The sequence below is a fragment of the Paenibacillus sp. LRG-1 genome, from assembly GCF_057220305.1.
Genome location: NZ_CM170126.1, coordinates 2,188,976 through 2,204,971 on the forward strand (window position 1 = coordinate 2,188,976; position 15,996 = coordinate 2,204,971).

Consider the following 15,996-nt stretch of genomic DNA (forward strand, 5'->3'; position numbering starts at 1 on the left):
ACGGAGGGAATCCATGAGTTTCTTTAGGAAATTGAAGGAAAGCATTGCAAACAAAACTGAATCTGTCACAAAACAGTTCAAAGATGGTTTGGAAAAAACACGTAAAGGTTTTGTTGAAAAAGTAACAGACTTGATGATTCGCCGTAAAAAGATTGATGAGGAATTTTATGAGGAACTGGAAGAAATTCTGATCGGAGCGGACGTAGGCGTCAACACGGTTATGAACCTCATTGAAGACCTGCGAGAAGAAGTGAAAAAGCGCAAAATCGAGGACGCATCCGAGTTACAGCCTGTATTGTCGGAGAAGCTGTCTGAGTTGCTGCGGGGTAATGACAATAGTCAGCTCAAAATGAATCCTGACGGGATTACAGTCATTTTATTCGTGGGAGTCAATGGCGTCGGCAAAACAACAACCATTGGCAAGTTAGCTCACCGTTTTAAACAAGATGGCAAAAAAGTATTGTTGGCTGCTGGGGATACGTTCCGCGCGGGTGCGATTGAACAGTTGGAGGTATGGGGCGAACGGGCAGGTGTAGAGGTTATTAAGCAGCAATCCGGTTCCGATCCGGCTGCGGTTATGTTTGATGCCGTACAGGCTGCCAAGCAGCGTAAAGTGGATGTTTTGTTGTGTGATACCGCAGGACGTCTTCAGAATAAAAGCAATCTAATGGAGGAACTGAACAAAATTTTCCGTGTGATTCAACGCGAAATTCCAGATGCTCCACATGAAGTGTTGTTGGTACTTGATGCGACGACTGGACAAAATGCACTTAACCAAGCCAAGCTGTTTGGTGAGAAAAGCGGTGTAACCGGGCTGGTACTAACGAAGTTGGATGGTACAGCGAAGGGCGGAATTGTTGTGGCCATCCGTCAGGAGCTGAATTTGCCTGTTAAGCTGGTGGGCTTAGGTGAAAAAGTGAATGATCTTCAACCGTTTGATTCCGAGCAATTCGTTCATGCGTTGTTTGCGGGGTTGATTCAGGAAGAGACGGTCGAAGCAACTGCTACAGGTGAGGAAGAACAGAACTGATACGTTTAAAGTAGGCTTTCATGCTACGTTTGGGACTAAGTAGCCATCCTGTTGCTGCTCAAGTTCGCCCAGATGTATAATGAAAGCAAGAAGTCTGTCGATGCCGTATATGTAATGTATCTTGTATGTAAAATATAAATCAGGAAGCCGGGTGAAAAACCGATGGCAAACACCTATACCTACTCCCGACGGGAAGAAGTAGCCAACGCCATTACACATGGAATTGGAGCCGTTTTAAGCGTAGCAGCGCTTGTGTTGCTCATTGTTTTTGCTAGCATGAAAGGAACCACTTGGCATGTCGTCAGCTTTACGATTTACGGGATTACGATGTTGCTGTTGTACACCAATTCAACGTTGCTTCATAGCCTGCGTGAAGGGAAAATGAAGGATTTGTTCGAAATATTCGATCATTCTTGCATTTACCTGTTCATTGCAGGCAGCTACACCCCGTTTATGCTTGTTGCACTGCGAGGTACTATGGGATGGACACTGTTTGGGGTGATTTGGGGGATTGCACTGTTTGGTGTGTTGTTCAAGGCGTTTTTCACCAAGCGCTTCCTGTTTATGTCTACCGTGTTTTACATTGTGATGGGCTGGCTCATCACAATTGCCTGGAATCCTCTGGTTGCGACTGTTCCCGCCGGAGGGATGACGTTATTGTTCGTAGGTGGTCTTATGTATACGTTGGGCACGATTTTCTATGTGTGGCGGGCATTTCCATATCACCATGCGATCTGGCATCTGTTTGTTTTGGCAGGCAGCATACTTCATTTTCTGGCTGTTCTGCTGTATCTTACTCCAGTAAGGGTTTAAGTAACAGTGGGCAAAAAGCCGATCCGTACTTCCGTTTAAGGGCAGTGGATCGGCTTTTTTTTGTATGACAAGGGATAACGCTTGACATCTTCTTTTCTTTTATGTATCATAAGGAACGTTGAAAAGAACTGTAAAGTGTTTTTCCTTGACGATGGAGGTATACAAGATGAGTCAGGAGAATCGGCTGGAAAAGACAAACCGGATTAACCGACTGTTTGACTTCTATGAACCTCTGCTTACAGAGAAGCAACAGATGTTTTTAAAATATTACTTCCATGATGATTTTTCTTTAGGGGAAATTGCATCGGAATTTCAAATTAGCCGTCAGGCAGTATATGAACATATTAAACGTGCTGAACAGGTATTGGAAATGTACGAGGAAAAGCTTGGTTTGCTAAGTAAGTATGAGCGTAGAATCCAAGATCTCGAAGAATTAAATAAGACGTTGTATGAGGCATTCGGTAAAATCGGTGAGTCCGATGAAGGCACTCTGCAACATGTCCATCAAATTGTAAATCGCCTGCAGGAATTGTAGGACATATAGATATAAGAACAAACAACCCTGGTAGACAAGGAGGTGCGAAAGTATGGCATTTGAAGGATTATCGACTCGCTTGCAAAATGTATTCAGTAAACTGCGCGGTAAAGGAAAAGTGTCTGAGGATGATGTAGCTCAGGCGATGCGTGAAGTACGATTAGCTTTGCTTGAGGCGGACGTTAACTTCAAGGTTGTAAAGGACTTTATTGCCAAGGTAAAGGAGAAATCCGTTGGTAAGGAAGTGATGGACAGCTTTACGCCAGGCATGGTCATCATCGACATCGTGAACAAGGAACTGACCGAGTTGATGGGTGGCAGTCAGGCCAAGCTTGCCAAAGCAAACAAACCGCCTACGGTCATTATGATGGTGGGTCTCCAGGGGGCAGGTAAGACGACGACGTCTGGTAAACTGGCGAAATTGTTGCAAAAGCAAAATCATCGTCCATTGCTTGTAGCTGGTGATATTTATAGACCAGCCGCGATCAAGCAACTTCAGGTTCTGGGGGAGCAGATTAATACTCCTGTATTTACACTGGGAGATCAGACAAGCCCGGTAGAAATTGCGAAACAGGGTTTGCAGCATGCTAAGGATAATGGTAATGACTACGTTATTATAGATACTGCTGGTCGTCTTCATGTTGATGAAGAGCTCATGGAAGAGTTACGCCAGATTCATACCAACGTCAACCCGGATGAAGTTCTACTGGTTGTAGATAGCATGACGGGGCAGGACGCGGTTAACGTTGCAGAGCACTTTAATAGTAGCTTGGAGTTGACGGGAGTTGTACTGACGAAGCTGGATGGTGACACTCGTGGTGGTGCAGCTTTATCAGTTAAGGCTGTGACGGGATGCCCGATCAAGTTTGCTACATTGGGTGAAAAGCTGGATGCGATGGAGCCGTTTCATCCTGAACGGATGGCTTCACGGATTTTAGGCATGGGTGACATGTTGTCCCTGATTGAAAAAGCGCAGTCCAATATCGACGCCGATAAGGCGAAGGAAATGGAACGTAAAATGCGTAATGCCGAGTTTACTTTTGAAGATTTTCTGGAGCAAATGGATCAAGTTAAGAAGCTTGGTCCAATCGACCAGATTCTTGATATGATTCCCGGTATGGGCAACATGAAGCAAATGAAAGATATCAAAGTGGATGACAAACAGATGGGCCGGATTGAGGCTATCGTTCATTCTATGACCACACAGGAAAAGCAAAACCCAGACATGATTAATCATAGCCGACGCAAACGTATTTCTGTAGGCAGTGGAACATCACTGGCTGAGGTAAATCGTCTGATAAAGCAATTTGACGAAATGCGTCGCATGATGAAGCAGTTCTCAGATATGATGGGACCTAAGGGTGGCAAAAACAAGGCTATGAAGCAGCTGAAGAGTATGGGTAAAGGTATGAAGTTTCCTTTCCGCTAAGGCCGTTAGGCCCTTGGAATTATGGGATAACAATATACAGTCTACTTTTTGAAGGAGGTGAATTTTCGTGGCAGTTCGTATTCGTCTGAAACGTATGGGTGCACATAAAGCTCCTTTCTATCGCGTCGTGGTATCTGATTCTCGTTCCCCGCGTGACGGTCGTTTTATCGAAGAAATCGGTTACTACAACCCAATCACAGTACCAGCGGTTGTAAAAATTGATGAAGATAAAGCGCTGAAATGGTTGCAAGATGGTGCACAAGCATCCGACACAGTCCGTAACTTGCTTAGCAAAGCGGGCGTAATGAAAAAGTTTCATGAATCTAAACTACAGAAATAAGGTGCTGATACGGAGGGTCAACCATGGAAGAATTAGTGATAATCATTGCTAAGGCTTTAGTCGATCATCCGGAAGATGTAACCGTGAAGACCTTGGAGAAGGATCGGCTTGTTGTATATGAGCTTAGTGTGCATCCTGAGGATGTAGGCAAAATCATTGGTAAGCAGGGTCGTATCGCCAAGGCGCTTCGCACTGTGGTTGCATCAGCAGCCGTTAAGATGGATAAACGGGTTACCGTAGACATCATATCTTAAAGATATACGAAAGTGGGTTAGGATGTATGTCCTAACCCTTTTTCGTACATGATGAAGATGATATGGAGCGGGACCGATTACAAGCAGGAGGAACACGATGCAACAATTGTTTAATGTCGGAAAAATTGTGAACACCCATGGAATCCGTGGGGAGCTTAAAATATTAACGACGACAGATTTCCCAGAAGATCGTTTTGCTAAAGGTAGTGAGCTTTTGATTGTTCCGGCGGAAGGTAAAGCACCGATCCCCGTAACTGTTGAAACAGCGCGTTTTCAAAAAAATATGGTTGTCGCTAAATTTAAGGAATATCACAATATTAATGAAGTTGAAAAATATAAAGGTACATTGTTGAAGGTATCTGCTGAGCGGTTAGGCGAATTGGAAGAAAACGAATTCTATTTTCATGAAGTAGTCGGCATGGAAGTGGTGACCGAAGACGGAAATGAGCTCGGCGTGGTCAAAGAAATTTTGACTCCGGGAGCCAATGATGTATGGGTAGTCAAAATGCCTAAAGGCAAGGAACTGCTATTGCCGTATATAGAGGATGTTATTTTGGATGTAAACGTGCGTGAAAAACGGGTTACGGTACGGTTAATGGAAGGTCTGCTGTAATGAGGGTGGATGTGCTAACCCTGTTTCCAGAGATGTTTGATGGAGTATTTAATGCAAGCATTCTGGGAAAAGCAAGGGATAAGGGAATTGTATCACTGCAAGCGGTTAATTTTCGTCAGTATGCTGGCAACAAGCATGGACAAGTGGATGATACGCCCTATGGCGGTGGGGGCGGCATGGTTTTGAAGCCTGACCCTATTTTTGCTGCGGTGGAAGCGCTGTTGGATAAATCAGAGCAACCAACATTAGAGACAGCCGATGAAGTTATCCAACATGAAGGGGTAGAACGTAACACAGACATAAAATCTCCGCGTATCATTTTGATGTGTCCACAAGGCGAGACTTTTACGCAAAAGAAAGCGGAAGAGCTGGCCAAAGAGGACCATCTTATTTTTATATGTGGGCATTATGAGGGTTATGATGAGCGTATTCGAGAGTATTTGGTGACGGATGAGCTTTCTATCGGAGATTATGTATTGACTGGTGGTGAGCTTCCAGCCATGACCGTCATTGACAGTGTGACACGGTTGCTACCAGGAGTGCTGGGGAACGAAACGAGTGCGGTAACGGACTCGTTTAGTACGGGGCTGCTGGAGTACCCCCATTATACCCGGCCTGCGGAGTTTCGGGGCTGGAAAGTACCTGATGTACTCCTGTCAGGGCATCACGTCAATATTGATTCTTGGAGACGCCAAGAGGCGTTACGTCGCACGATGGAACGCCGACCAGACTTGTTGGAACAGGCTGAACTGACAGGCAAGGAGCGCATGTGGATTGAGGAGCAGCGCAAATCTGACTGTTTGGGGGATAAGCAATAAAGCGCCTTAGACATGAGTGGATTTGAAAGCAGGCGGTGACCTGTTTTATAATGGAGTCAATTAAATAATGTTTGGTCAAATCCCTTTTTGTTGTTGCAATGCGGTATCCTCCATGATACAATACATCTGTTGTGTGTAATACGGTGGTCCTCTGTGGATGATGAAGGAAACGGTTGTGTTTCCAGAAGAAGCATGAACACCTGTACGGAAGGAGGGAGTCATAGATGAATATCGTCCAAGCGATCACTGAAGAACAACTGCGTAAAGATTTGCCTAACTTTCGTCCTGGTGACACTTTGAAAGTGCACGTGAAAGTTATTGAGGGAACTCGTGAGCGTATCCAGTTGTTTGAAGGTGTTGTAATTAAACGCCGTGGTGGTGGAATCAGTGAGACTTTTACAGTTCGTAAAATTTCTTACGGTGTAGGTGTGGAAAGAACTTTCCCGCTTCATTCCCCGAAAATCGATAAAATCGACGTGGCTCGCCGTGGTAAAGTGCGTCGTGCGAAGCTTTATTATCTTCGTGAACTGCGCGGTAAAGCAGCGAGAATTAAAGAAATTCGTCGTTAATACAACGAATAACGAAAGGGGCTTGGTTACAAGCTCCTTTCGTTTTTTCTACGTACATAGGGAACTGTGGATTATTGACCGTAAAGAGAGGACAGTGAGCTATGGAGCAAGAAGTAGGACAAGGAGCTGTACAGCAGCCAACTGATCAGGATGGTACGCCCAAGCGTAAACCAAAAAATGAGATTTTTGAGTGGCTCAAGGCCATCATTATTGCGTTAGTGCTTGTCTTTTTAATCCGCTGGCTTCTCTTTAAGCCGTTTATTGTGGATGGCCCGTCGATGCAGCCTAACTTTCATACCGGAGAACGCGTCATTGTAAATGAGATTTTGTATGATTTCCGCGCCCCTAAACCAGGCGAAGTGATCGTGTTTCATGTGCCGGAGGAAGGAAGAGACTTTATCAAACGCGTCATTGCCGTTGAAGGAGATACGGTCAAGGTAGAAGGTGACACGATTACAGTAAATGGTAAGCCGATTCAGGAAGCTTATTTGAAAGCTCCTTTAGAAGAAGCCCATCAGAATGGCGAGCTTTACAACAAGTTTACAAATTTTCCAAATGAGAAGTTTAAGGATGGAAAAGTTCCGGCAGGGCATATTTTTGTAATGGGAGATAACCGTTCCAATAGTACAGACAGTCGGATGATTGGATATATTGATTTGAAGGAAGTCGTAGGTCGGGCTGACGTTATTTTCTGGCCGGCGAAAGATATGCAGTGGATTAACCACTAGAATAACTAATAAGCAGCATAGCTGCCGTAATCCTAACTAAGAGCCTAAGGGTAAAAGTAGGAGTTACGATCAATGGGGTGATGACGGTGACGATTCAATGGTTTCCTGGTCATATGACCAGAGCGCGCCGCCAAATTGAAGCAAAATTAAAGTTAATTGATTTGGTCATTGAGCTGATTGATGCTCGATTGCCGCTCTCCAGCCGAAATCCAATGATTGATGATATTTTGCAAGGCAAGCCGCGGATGATTATTTTGAATAAAGCAGATTTGGCGGACCCGGTAGTATCACAGCAATGGATTGCTTATTTTAAGGAGCAGGGGCATGTGGCCCTTCCGGTGGATGCCACAACTGGGACGGGACTAAAAGAAATTCCGATTCAGGCTAAGCTGCTGCTTAAGGAAAAGATAGATCGGCAGATTAGGAAGGGAATGAACCCGCGTCCTATGCGTGGGTTGATTGTTGGTATTCCGAATGTTGGTAAATCGACACTGATCAACCGAATGGCGGGACGTAATATTGCAGCTACGGGTGACCGTCCAGGGGTAACGAAGGCACAGCAGTGGATCAAGATCGGAGAAATTGAATTGCTGGATACACCAGGTATTCTATGGCCTAAATTTGAGGATCAGAATGTAGGCTATCGTCTGGCAGTTACAGGTGCGATCAAGGAAGAAATTCTGAATGTCGAGGATATTGCCTTTTTTGCGACTAAATATTTAGTTCAGTACTATTGGGATGCACTGGCAGAGCGCTTTGAGCTCACCGAACGTCCTGAAGATACAGAAAATGCTGATGAAATTGTCAACGTTATGGAAGCGATCGGACGTAAACGTGGCTGTATTGTTAGCGGCGGACGTGTAGATCTCGAAAAGGCGTCAAAAATCATTTTGCGTGAGCTGCGTGCAGGGAAGCTGGGACGATTCAGTTTGGAAGCTCCTTACTGATTTTACTGGTACACCGATGCAGAACATAGCATTTTGTGGCAAGGAAGAACCTTCCCCATCTCTCCGGAGAGGAGGAAGGTTCTTTTGGTATTTGAAGGTAGCTAGAAAAGGGTTTTGGACGGTGAAGGTCTGTGGTAAGCTGAATTCAATCGCTAGAGCTACGGCATGAATGACGCGTTAAACTACATATAGATGGGTAGGTATTGAATATGGAAAATAAAGAGATTGTAGCGAAGGACATGCTACATTATGAAAAAAAATGCTGGGAGCAGTCTTGTGAGCGGATTGCAGGTATTGACGAGGTAGGTCGTGGATGCCTGTTTGGTGATGTTGTGGCCGCAGCAGTCATTTTACCAGTGGGTGAGTTACTGGAAGGTGTGGATGATTCCAAAAAATTGACGGACAAGAAGAGAGAAGCTTACTACGAGCTGATTATGGAGAAGGCTATTGCTGTAGGAGTTGGCTATGTAGACGCGCACACGATTGATGATATCAATATTAAGCAGGCAGCTCGTTTGGCTATGAAGCAGGCCATTGAGGCTTTACATGTATCTCCTGATTATTTACTGGTGGATGCAGAAAAGGTAGATGTGCCTATTCCTCAGCTCTCTATTATTAAAGGAGATGCGAACAGTCAGTCCATTGCGGCGGCCTCTATCATCGCCAAGGTAACCCGTGATCGGCTGTGTAAAGGTGAATGGGATGCGAAGTATCCGGAATATGGGATCGGTATACATAAAGGTTACGCTACCAAGTTGCACAGGGAACAAATTTTGGCGCTAGGACCTACAAAGATGCATAGACGTAGCTTTCTGGGCAATTTGTTGACGGAGCAACCGACACTGTTTGATTTGTAGTTACTTATTATGAATCGGGACAATGCCGATATAAAGTATAACTAATACCATAAGCCCCTTTGAATGGGGGAGAGTGAGAGGAGGGGCGATATGAACATCGGATCTGTATTTCGTGGATTACTTGGAGATGTGAAGGCTGGAGAGGCTAAAAAACTTGATATGCAGCCAGGTCAGGTCGTACGAGGAGTCGTGCTAAAGGTGTCTGAGGACGGCGGTGAGGCTGTGTTGCAAATACAAGGTTCTCAGGTCAGGGCAAAGCTGGAGACCCCTCTTCAACCTGGACAGACTACAACGTTTCAGGTTCAACCGGCTTCCCCCAGCGGAATGACGGTGCTTAAGCCTCTGAACGATGTGGCCAATACACCACAGCAAACCGTAGCGCTGACAGATGTATTGGAATCGGTGGGACTGCCGGATACAGTTCAGAACAGGGAGCTTATACAGGCAATGCAAAAGAATGGTGTGCCGTTGACGTCGGAAAATGCGTCTTCTTTGCGAGAAGCTATGGCGAAGCAAAGCGGCAATGTACAATTGGGAACGTTTGTGCAGGCGGCGGCAGTTGCCTTTCAGCGGGGACTTCCATTGACGGCAGAAAGCATAAACGGATTGCGTCAAGCGATGTTTGGGCCTCCTTTAAATGATCTGTTGTCTTCGCTGGAGCAAGAGCTTGAAACGGTATTAAAACAGCAAGCACAGGGAATATCCACTGATCGTTCAGTGGGGGAATCGACAGCTATAAAGAACGCTGACCGAATGTCTGCAAGTCCAACAGGTGCTTCTTCTGTGGTGGTAGATGGACAGGAAGGCCAAGCTCCTACATTGTCCAAGGATGCTTCTGCCGCTGCAAAGCAGACAGAAGCTGGACAAACCACAGGCGGCAAGGAATTTTTAAAAGGGACTCAAGCAGCCAACCTTGCTACTGCAGTGAGTGAAGCGAGTGCTTTGGCAACAGATTCAGATACTGCGACGGGGGCTACATCTGCAGCCAAAGGGACTGCTTCAGGAGAATCGGAGGCAACCAATGGACGCGGAGCGACAGTGGCATCGGAAGCTGGCGTAAATGCGTCAGAATCGAGTGCTGATGCATTAAATGGTCCTCGCACCAGAGTGGAGCAGTCACAGCAAGCTACTGCGGCAAGCACACAGCTTAAGGATGCGGATGGCGCTCCAGCGGCTGTCACGGCAGAGCCTGCGGGGGCAAAGCCCGCCTTAACCGCAGCCACGGCTAACCGTCTCTCGGCACAGCAGGCTGGTGGCCCTGTGCCGCAATCCACAGCAGGCAACACTGCTGCGCCAGAGGTGCCGCTCCAGCGGCTGCGCACGTTGCTGCAAGAGCTACGCGCGGCGGTGCCACCCGCGCTGAGCACGGCCGTGCCAGAGCAGCCCGCAACGGAAGTGGCGCAGCCAATGGCCGGCGCTTTGCGGGCTGCAGACGCCACTGCATCGCAGCCTGTGACGTCCAGCCCGCAGCTCACTCCCACGGAAGACCCGTGGGTAGGCCGCGTACTGAAGCTGCTCGGTGCAGAGCACGAGCAGCAAGTGCACCGCGCGACTACACAGGTCGCGCAAGGGGCGGCGGCACGTATGGAGCCGCCAGAGGGAATGCCCCAGACGCTGCCGGGATTAGCGGCTGCGTCTGGGGACACGGTGTCAGCAGACGCAGACACCGTAAAAGGGGCACTGCTCCAGCTGATGAGCAGTGACGACCTGCCGCCCGCTTTGAAAGAGGCGGCTCAGCAGGTTGTACAGCACCTGACAGGTCAGCAGTTGCTGCTCAATACAGACCGAACGGCGCCTTTTGCACAAGTACACATGTTTATACCATTCGTTGGACCGGACGGTCGCGAAACAGCTACGATCCAGATTCAGTCCCGCCGCGGCAAACGGGGAGAGCTGGACGCCTCCAACTGTCGTCTTTGGTTTGATTTGGACATGAAGGGACTTGGACCGACCCTGGTAGATGTCCAGGTTGTAGATCGGATTGTAAGTGTCAAGCTCCATAATGATCATGAATGGGCGGCGTCGTTGTTAACCAGTGGGCGTGAGTCCATTCACACAGCGTTGGAGTCACTAGGATACCAACTTCTATCGCTTCGTACCGAGCCCATGCCCATAAGGACTGAACAGAACAGCCTCGCCTCTTCTGAAGTACAAAGCTATGTGCCTCAGCCGTATAAAGGAGTCGATCTTAAAATATGAAAGAGCCGTTGGAACCCCCTTCTCCTTCCATAAAGAAGGCGGTCGCCCTTAAATATACGCCTGGTGAGAGCGAAGCACCGATTGTCGTTGCCAAAGGGAGCGGCCGTATTGCGGATAGCATTTTAGAAAAAGCTAAAGAACATGGTGTTCCAGTACAGGAGGATGCTGCGCTGGTTGAAGTACTATCCAAACTTGATTTGGACGAACAAATCCCTGCTGAGCTCTATCAGTTGGTGGCAGAGGTGCTTACCTATATATATCAAATGGATCGGCTTGCTTCAAGGGATGACTGGTGATGTGGAATGAAATGAAGGCTGGAGGCAAGGATCAACGGAAAGCCAAAGGAGCGATGGGCGAAGAGGTAGCGGCTTTGTTTTTAGAAAACGTTGGTTACCGAATCATAGAGCGTAATTGGCGATGCCGCAGTGGTGAAATAGATCTGATTGCCAAGCAGGAGCATACACTCGTGTTTATTGAGGTACGTAGTCGAAGTAGCTCCAAATATGGAACGCCAGCAGAATCAGTTACTGCGCGTAAAATAGCCCAAGTTCGCCAAACAGCCGCTGTATATTTGCATATGAACGGGATTGGAGATGCTCCAATCCGCTTTGACATGATTTCTGTACAATTAACTGACGAAAAGGCAGTTGTTACAGACCATTTAATAGGCGCATTTTAAGAGTAAGAGCTTTTTCGAAGCTAAGAGTGCGGGACTGAATTCATATGTACAGGTTGACAGGAAGGAAAGCTACAGGTATATTTTATTGAGAATAGTTATCATTTTCATCTGAAAATGAATATCGAGAAGTTGTACCTGTGAAGGAGGATTTACGTGACAAAACATACCTTTAGTGAACATGTCATAGATGTAATTCAGGAACGCCGGACGATTAAACGATTTAAATCCGACTCTATTCCGGTAGATACGATCAAAGAATTGCTGGACGTCGCTGTGTGGGCTCCTAATCATAAAATGCGTGAACCGTGGCGTTTTCTGTTGTTTGCTGGTGAAGGACGGAAAAAGCTTGCAAAAGCAATTGCAGCCGATATCGGTAAGGACAACAAGTTTGAGAGCGGCATTTTGCACAACCCGATCCAGCTTTTAGTAGTGCTGGAAGAAGACCCGCGTCAAGCGGTTTGGGATGAGGATTTTGCAGCGGTCAGCGCGCTTGTACAAAATTTTATGCTTGCCGCATGGAGCAAAGGAATCGGAACGTTTTGGGTGACAAAGCCATTTTTGTATTCGCCTAAGTTCCGTGAGCACTTGGGAATTCAACCAGGTGAGAAGGTAATAGGAATGATATATGCAGGCTATCCTGACGTTATCCCGGAACCAAGACCACGTACTCCCGCAGCTGATAAGCTGACCTTGTTTGACAAATAATCTGTCGTCAGATAAACTTAGTCAAGAATTTTGAAAGCATAGTTCGGAGCTAAAATTTCGAACATTACATTTGCAAAGAATGAAAATTTGGAAGCACCTTTTTTCATATATGCAATGATTCCCGAGAGGGAGCATTCCAATATGAGGAGAGGTGCTTTTTGATATGTATGGAAAATTACACGGAGCTTGTCTGTATGGAATAGATGGCGTTCTGATTGAAGTTGAGACTGATTTGTCCAATGGCTTGCCTCAGACAGCGATTATAGGATTGCCGGATTCGGCGATTCGAGAGGCAGTGGAGCGTGTCAGAGCAGCAATTAAAAACTGTGGCTTTAAATATCCGTCCCAGCGTGTCACGATTAATTTAGCTCCTGCTGATTTGCGTAAGGAAGGTTCATCTTTTGACCTTGCTATCGCTTTAGGGTTGCTGACAACCAGTGAACAGGTCGTTTTACCCGTGGGAGAACGGACGCTGTTTATTGGCGAGCTGGCGCTGGATGGCAGTATTCGCCCTGTAAATGGGGTGCTGTCCATGGTTGATCTGGCCAAGCGAGAAGGATTCAACTCCGTGCTGCTTCCCCAGGAAAACGCAAGCGAGGCTCGTCTGATTACGGGTATACGTATTTACGCTATACGTCATCTAGCAGATCTTATCCCGATTGAAAATTGTGCACAAGGGACTGTTGATAGGCAAGCGACAAATCAGAGTTGTACTGCCAGTAAACAAGTCTTGATCTGTTCCTATGACCATTTACCTCAGGCAGAGCAAATACCGTTGTGTGAGAAAGAAGAGATAACTAGCAACATGGAGGATTACAGCGATGTGCTGGGTCAGCTGCACGCCAAGCGTGCGTTAGTCATCGCTGCAGCCGGAATGCATAATATCCTGCTCATGGGACCGCCGGGGGCTGGAAAAACAATGCTCATCCGCAGGTTGCCATCTATCCTTCCGCCTTTGACTGAAAGAGAGGCGCTTGAAGTCACGAAAGTATACAGCGCCGCCGGGAAGTGGAAGGAGTCATCGCCCCATCTGATGAATATTCGTCCCTTCCGGTCGCCTCATCATACGATCTCTGCTGCTGGTTTGGTGGGTGGGGGAGGTATACCCAAACCAGGAGAAATCAGTCTTGCACACCGGGGGATTTTATTTCTGGATGAGTTGCCTGAGTTTAGCCGTCATGTACTAGAAGTGCTGCGTCAACCTTTGGAAGACCACAATGTTACGATCAGTCGTTCACGTGCTGTTTTTAAGTATCCGGCGCATTTTTTACTTGCTGCCTCTTTAAATCCGTGTCACTGTGGCTTTTTCGGAAATGATACGGAACATCAGCGCTGTACCTGTTCACCTGCAGCAGTAGCTCGCTACCGTTCACGTATTTCCGGTCCACTGCTGGATCGGATTGATCTTCAGCTTGAAGTATCGCAGCCGAAGGATTGGCGGGAGGAAAAAGAATCATTGTCATCCGCTGAAATGCGAAGGCAGGTGCTGGCTGCTCAAGCGATACAAATCCACAGATATAGCAAGCTTCCCTTTTCATGGAATAGTGAGCTGTCCGGTCAGATGCTTCGTAAATATGCCGTATTAGAAAAAAATGCAGCGGACTTGCTTGATCAGACAATGGACGCACTCGGTTTAAGCATGCGTGCGTATGATCGAATTCTCAAGCTTTCGCGTACCATTGCAGACTTACATGACTCAGAGAAAATTTTGACTTCACATGTGGCTGAAGCTATTCAATACCGCCACATGGATAGAGCAAATGCCAGTTTTCCTGAAAGTTAAAAAGGCGATAAAACTTAGTAGTTATAACACAATCATTTTTATGAAAGAGTTTTTCCAAAGGGTATGTACAATAGAAAATGGAAAAAAAGGACAAAAAAAGCTCCAGACAATAAAGATCTGGAGAAGAAAAATAAGATTATGACATTAGTGATTATACTATGAATATATCAGTTCCGTATATACGTTTATGCAGCATCTCCCATGTTACTTGATGGAAAAAAACAAACAGTCTTTAACGAAGGGATAGCTGAAAGGATAACAAGCCCCTCGACAAAAACGGTTGAGGGGTTTGTTGTGAAATTCATTCTAACGAAACTATTGAATCCATGAAGAGAGATGAAGACGTCCCCCTACATGTACTAAATAAAATCTAAGTTACAAAACGTTCAGTTTCACTTCAATATTACCGCGGGTAGCGCGGGAGTATGGACATTGTTCGTGTGCGCCTTCCACCAGTTTTAATGCAGTTTCATGATCGACGCCTTTTACCAATACATCGAGGTTTACTCCAATTCCGAAGCCGCCGTCTTCCACTTTGCCGAAATGGACCGTAGCTGTTACTTCAGTACCTTCATGCTTAACACGTTGCATGCGAGCAACCATATTTAAAGCACTATCAAAGCAAGCGGAATAGCCTGCTGCGAACAATTGCTCTGGATTCGTACCTGCACCGCCTGCGCCGCCCATTTCTTTTGGGGTATCAATATCTAAACGAAGTTCAGGGGAAGAAGACTCGATATAACCGTTACGTCCACCAACCGCTTTTACTGTTGTTTCATACATTTTTTGTTGAATGGTCATCATAATCCAATCACTGCCTCTCGCTCAATTTATATTTTACACAATTTAATTTATCAAAATAATTATCGTTTGTAAAGTATTTTGTGCAATTAGCATGTATTTTATTATATAATGTGCTAAAATAATGACGAAAGTAGGTGATCAGACAGCATGGAAAACAACCCTAATGAAGGTACAGCATTAAAACTTGATAATCAGTTATGCTTTGCCATATATGCATGCTCCAGAGAGATTACGAAGTTATACCAGCCTTATCTGGAAAAGCTCGGTGTGACGTACTCGCAATATTTGGTACTTATCGTGCTCTGGGAGCGTGAAGAGTGTACAGTGAAGGAATTGGGTGAGGCACTATATTTGGACTCCGGCACACTAACTCCGCTATTGAAGAGATTGCAGAACGCCGGGCTGATCGATCGAAAGCGTTCCACTCAGGATGAGCGTAAGGTGCTGATTTCTTTGACGACAGAGGGAAGCGCATTGCGGGAAAAAGCTCTATCTGTACCAGGATGCATCCAGGAAAAAACAAGTATGACTCATGATCAATTTGGGTCGCTTCTGCTCCAGTTCAATGATCTGCTTGACCGTGTTCATCAAGCGAATGTACAAATTGAAAAATCATAAGGTATTTTCAGTTGCTCTTGCGAATCTTATGGCATGAGTTGTTCTCAGCTGAAAGTAATAATGCTTGAAGAAATAAAGTGCCTCTTAATGCGGATTAGGTAATCCCATGTTGTAGAGGTGCTTTTTTTTTGTGTGAATTTGTATTAATGGTAATATCCAATAATATCCAAGCATTCGATTTTGGGAATGATAATGATATCAAAATACTGTAATTCATGAGGTTAAATTATAAGGAAAGCGTTTTAAAAACATGTTACAATGATGTAGGTTTAGTA

Annotated in this window: 19 protein-coding genes; 18 read left to right on the forward strand and 1 reads right to left on the reverse strand. The window is 45.9% G+C overall.

Annotation, left to right across the window (positions count from 1 at the left end; translation table 11 throughout):
* Positions 1-13: 13 nt before the first annotated feature.
* The 17 genes from ftsY to ACUUJN_RS09915 all read left to right on the forward strand — a co-directional run bounded on the left by ftsY (position 14) and on the right by ACUUJN_RS09915 (position 14,299).
* Complete coding sequence (gene ftsY, locus ACUUJN_RS09835) at positions 14-1,030, forward strand: signal recognition particle-docking protein FtsY (RefSeq protein ID WP_484669549.1); 1,017 nt, start codon at positions 14-16, stop codon at positions 1,028-1,030.
* A 162-nt stretch (positions 1,031-1,192) separates the two neighbouring features.
* Complete coding sequence (gene trhA, locus ACUUJN_RS09840; protein ID WP_023988168.1) at positions 1,193-1,843, forward strand: PAQR family membrane homeostasis protein TrhA; 651 nt, start codon at positions 1,193-1,195, stop codon at positions 1,841-1,843.
* A gap of 166 nt (positions 1,844-2,009) precedes the next feature.
* Positions 2,010-2,378: a putative DNA-binding protein gene (locus ACUUJN_RS09845; RefSeq protein ID WP_023988169.1), complete on the forward strand. Its 369-nt coding sequence runs from the start codon at positions 2,010-2,012 to the stop codon at positions 2,376-2,378.
* A gap of 52 nt (positions 2,379-2,430) precedes the next feature.
* Positions 2,431-3,807, forward strand: a complete 1,377-nt coding sequence (gene ffh, locus ACUUJN_RS09850; protein ID WP_023988170.1) for a signal recognition particle protein — start codon at positions 2,431-2,433, stop codon at positions 3,805-3,807.
* A gap of 67 nt (positions 3,808-3,874) precedes the next feature.
* Positions 3,875-4,147 carry a 30S ribosomal protein S16 gene (rpsP, locus tag ACUUJN_RS09855; protein WP_013309862.1) on the forward strand — a complete coding sequence of 91 codons (273 nt, stop codon included), beginning with the start codon at positions 3,875-3,877 and terminating at the stop codon, positions 4,145-4,147.
* A 23-nt stretch (positions 4,148-4,170) separates the two neighbouring features.
* On the forward strand, positions 4,171-4,401 hold the full coding sequence (locus tag ACUUJN_RS09860; RefSeq protein WP_013309863.1) for a KH domain-containing protein: 231 nt from the start codon (positions 4,171-4,173) through the stop codon (positions 4,399-4,401).
* Positions 4,402-4,498: 97 nt separating this feature from the next.
* Positions 4,499-5,014, forward strand: coding sequence for a ribosome maturation factor RimM (gene rimM, locus ACUUJN_RS09865; RefSeq protein WP_013309864.1), 516 nt, complete (start codon positions 4,499-4,501; stop codon positions 5,012-5,014).
* Positions 5,014-5,832 carry a tRNA (guanosine(37)-N1)-methyltransferase TrmD gene (gene trmD / locus ACUUJN_RS09870; RefSeq protein WP_023988171.1) on the forward strand — a complete coding sequence of 273 codons (819 nt, stop codon included), beginning with the start codon at positions 5,014-5,016 and terminating at the stop codon, positions 5,830-5,832. Before rimM ends, trmD begins: the two co-directional genes overlap by 1 nt.
* Before the next feature lie 224 nt (positions 5,833-6,056).
* A complete protein-coding gene (gene rplS / locus ACUUJN_RS09875) occupies positions 6,057-6,401 on the forward strand; it encodes a 50S ribosomal protein L19 (RefSeq protein ID WP_010346403.1) in 345 nt (114 codons plus the stop codon).
* A gap of 101 nt (positions 6,402-6,502) precedes the next feature.
* Entirely contained in the window at positions 6,503-7,129 is a 627-nt protein-coding gene (gene lepB / locus ACUUJN_RS09880; protein ID WP_013309866.1) for a signal peptidase I, read from the forward strand.
* A gap of 86 nt (positions 7,130-7,215) precedes the next feature.
* A complete protein-coding gene (gene ylqF, locus ACUUJN_RS09885) occupies positions 7,216-8,076 on the forward strand; it encodes a ribosome biogenesis GTPase YlqF (RefSeq protein ID WP_068940942.1) in 861 nt (286 codons plus the stop codon).
* 209 nt (positions 8,077-8,285) lie between these two features.
* Positions 8,286-8,933 carry a ribonuclease HII gene (locus ACUUJN_RS09890; RefSeq protein WP_075155048.1) on the forward strand — a complete coding sequence of 216 codons (648 nt, stop codon included), beginning with the start codon at positions 8,286-8,288 and terminating at the stop codon, positions 8,931-8,933.
* A 90-nt stretch (positions 8,934-9,023) separates the two neighbouring features.
* On the forward strand, positions 9,024-11,132 hold the full coding sequence (locus ACUUJN_RS09895; protein ID WP_068940642.1) for a DNA ligase: 2,109 nt from the start codon (positions 9,024-9,026) through the stop codon (positions 11,130-11,132).
* Positions 11,129-11,428: an EscU/YscU/HrcU family type III secretion system export apparatus switch protein gene (locus ACUUJN_RS09900; protein ID WP_023988176.1), complete on the forward strand. Its 300-nt coding sequence runs from the start codon at positions 11,129-11,131 to the stop codon at positions 11,426-11,428. The genes ACUUJN_RS09895 and ACUUJN_RS09900 overlap by 4 nt, the downstream gene beginning before the upstream one ends.
* The gene (locus ACUUJN_RS09905; RefSeq protein ID WP_068940644.1) at positions 11,428-11,811 is read left to right on the forward strand and encodes a YraN family protein; all 384 of its coding nucleotides are present in this window, start codon (positions 11,428-11,430) and stop codon (positions 11,809-11,811) included. Before ACUUJN_RS09900 ends, ACUUJN_RS09905 begins: the two co-directional genes overlap by 1 nt.
* A 153-nt stretch (positions 11,812-11,964) precedes the next feature.
* The gene (locus ACUUJN_RS09910) at positions 11,965-12,516 is read left to right on the forward strand and encodes a nitroreductase family protein (protein WP_068940646.1); all 552 of its coding nucleotides are present in this window, start codon (positions 11,965-11,967) and stop codon (positions 12,514-12,516) included.
* 163 nt (positions 12,517-12,679) lie between these two features.
* Complete coding sequence (locus ACUUJN_RS09915; protein WP_076156882.1) at positions 12,680-14,299, forward strand: YifB family Mg chelatase-like AAA ATPase; 1,620 nt, start codon at positions 12,680-12,682, stop codon at positions 14,297-14,299.
* Between the two features lie 375 nt (positions 14,300-14,674).
* Here ACUUJN_RS09915 and ACUUJN_RS09920 read toward each other — a convergent pair whose 3' ends face one another.
* Positions 14,675-15,103 (reverse strand): organic hydroperoxide resistance protein, encoded by a 429-nt coding sequence (locus ACUUJN_RS09920; protein WP_025723282.1) that lies wholly within the window; start codon positions 15,101-15,103, stop codon positions 14,675-14,677.
* Positions 15,104-15,250: 147 nt separating this feature from the next.
* Here ACUUJN_RS09920 and ACUUJN_RS09925 point away from each other — a divergent pair, with 147 nt between their 5' ends.
* Positions 15,251-15,721 carry a MarR family winged helix-turn-helix transcriptional regulator gene (locus ACUUJN_RS09925; RefSeq protein WP_023988180.1) on the forward strand — a complete coding sequence of 157 codons (471 nt, stop codon included), beginning with the start codon at positions 15,251-15,253 and terminating at the stop codon, positions 15,719-15,721.
* The last annotated feature ends 275 nt before the right edge of the window (positions 15,722-15,996 follow it).

Coding starts and splice junctions, on each gene's coding strand:
- ftsY (WP_484669549.1), top strand. CDS start 14: ATGAGTTTCTTTAGGAAATTGAAGGAAAGCATTGCAAACAAAACTGAA.
- ACUUJN_RS09920 (WP_025723282.1), bottom strand. CDS start 15,103: ATGATGACCATTCAACAAAAAATGTATGAAACAACAGTAAAAGCGGTT.
- rplS (WP_010346403.1), top strand. CDS start 6,057: ATGAATATCGTCCAAGCGATCACTGAAGAACAACTGCGTAAAGATTTG.
- ACUUJN_RS09845 (WP_023988169.1), top strand. CDS start 2,010: ATGAGTCAGGAGAATCGGCTGGAAAAGACAAACCGGATTAACCGACTG.
- ACUUJN_RS09860 (WP_013309863.1), top strand. CDS start 4,171: ATGGAAGAATTAGTGATAATCATTGCTAAGGCTTTAGTCGATCATCCG.
- trhA (WP_023988168.1), top strand. CDS start 1,193: ATGGCAAACACCTATACCTACTCCCGACGGGAAGAAGTAGCCAACGCC.
- ACUUJN_RS09915 (WP_076156882.1), top strand. CDS start 12,680: ATGTATGGAAAATTACACGGAGCTTGTCTGTATGGAATAGATGGCGTT.
- rimM (WP_013309864.1), top strand. CDS start 4,499: ATGCAACAATTGTTTAATGTCGGAAAAATTGTGAACACCCATGGAATC.
- ACUUJN_RS09905 (WP_068940644.1), top strand. CDS start 11,428: ATGTGGAATGAAATGAAGGCTGGAGGCAAGGATCAACGGAAAGCCAAA.
- ACUUJN_RS09900 (WP_023988176.1), top strand. CDS start 11,129: ATGAAAGAGCCGTTGGAACCCCCTTCTCCTTCCATAAAGAAGGCGGTC.
- lepB (WP_013309866.1), top strand. CDS start 6,503: ATGGAGCAAGAAGTAGGACAAGGAGCTGTACAGCAGCCAACTGATCAG.
- trmD (WP_023988171.1), top strand. CDS start 5,014: ATGAGGGTGGATGTGCTAACCCTGTTTCCAGAGATGTTTGATGGAGTA.
- ACUUJN_RS09925 (WP_023988180.1), top strand. CDS start 15,251: ATGGAAAACAACCCTAATGAAGGTACAGCATTAAAACTTGATAATCAG.
- ACUUJN_RS09890 (WP_075155048.1), top strand. CDS start 8,286: ATGGAAAATAAAGAGATTGTAGCGAAGGACATGCTACATTATGAAAAA.
- ACUUJN_RS09895 (WP_068940642.1), top strand. CDS start 9,024: ATGAACATCGGATCTGTATTTCGTGGATTACTTGGAGATGTGAAGGCT.
- ffh (WP_023988170.1), top strand. CDS start 2,431: ATGGCATTTGAAGGATTATCGACTCGCTTGCAAAATGTATTCAGTAAA.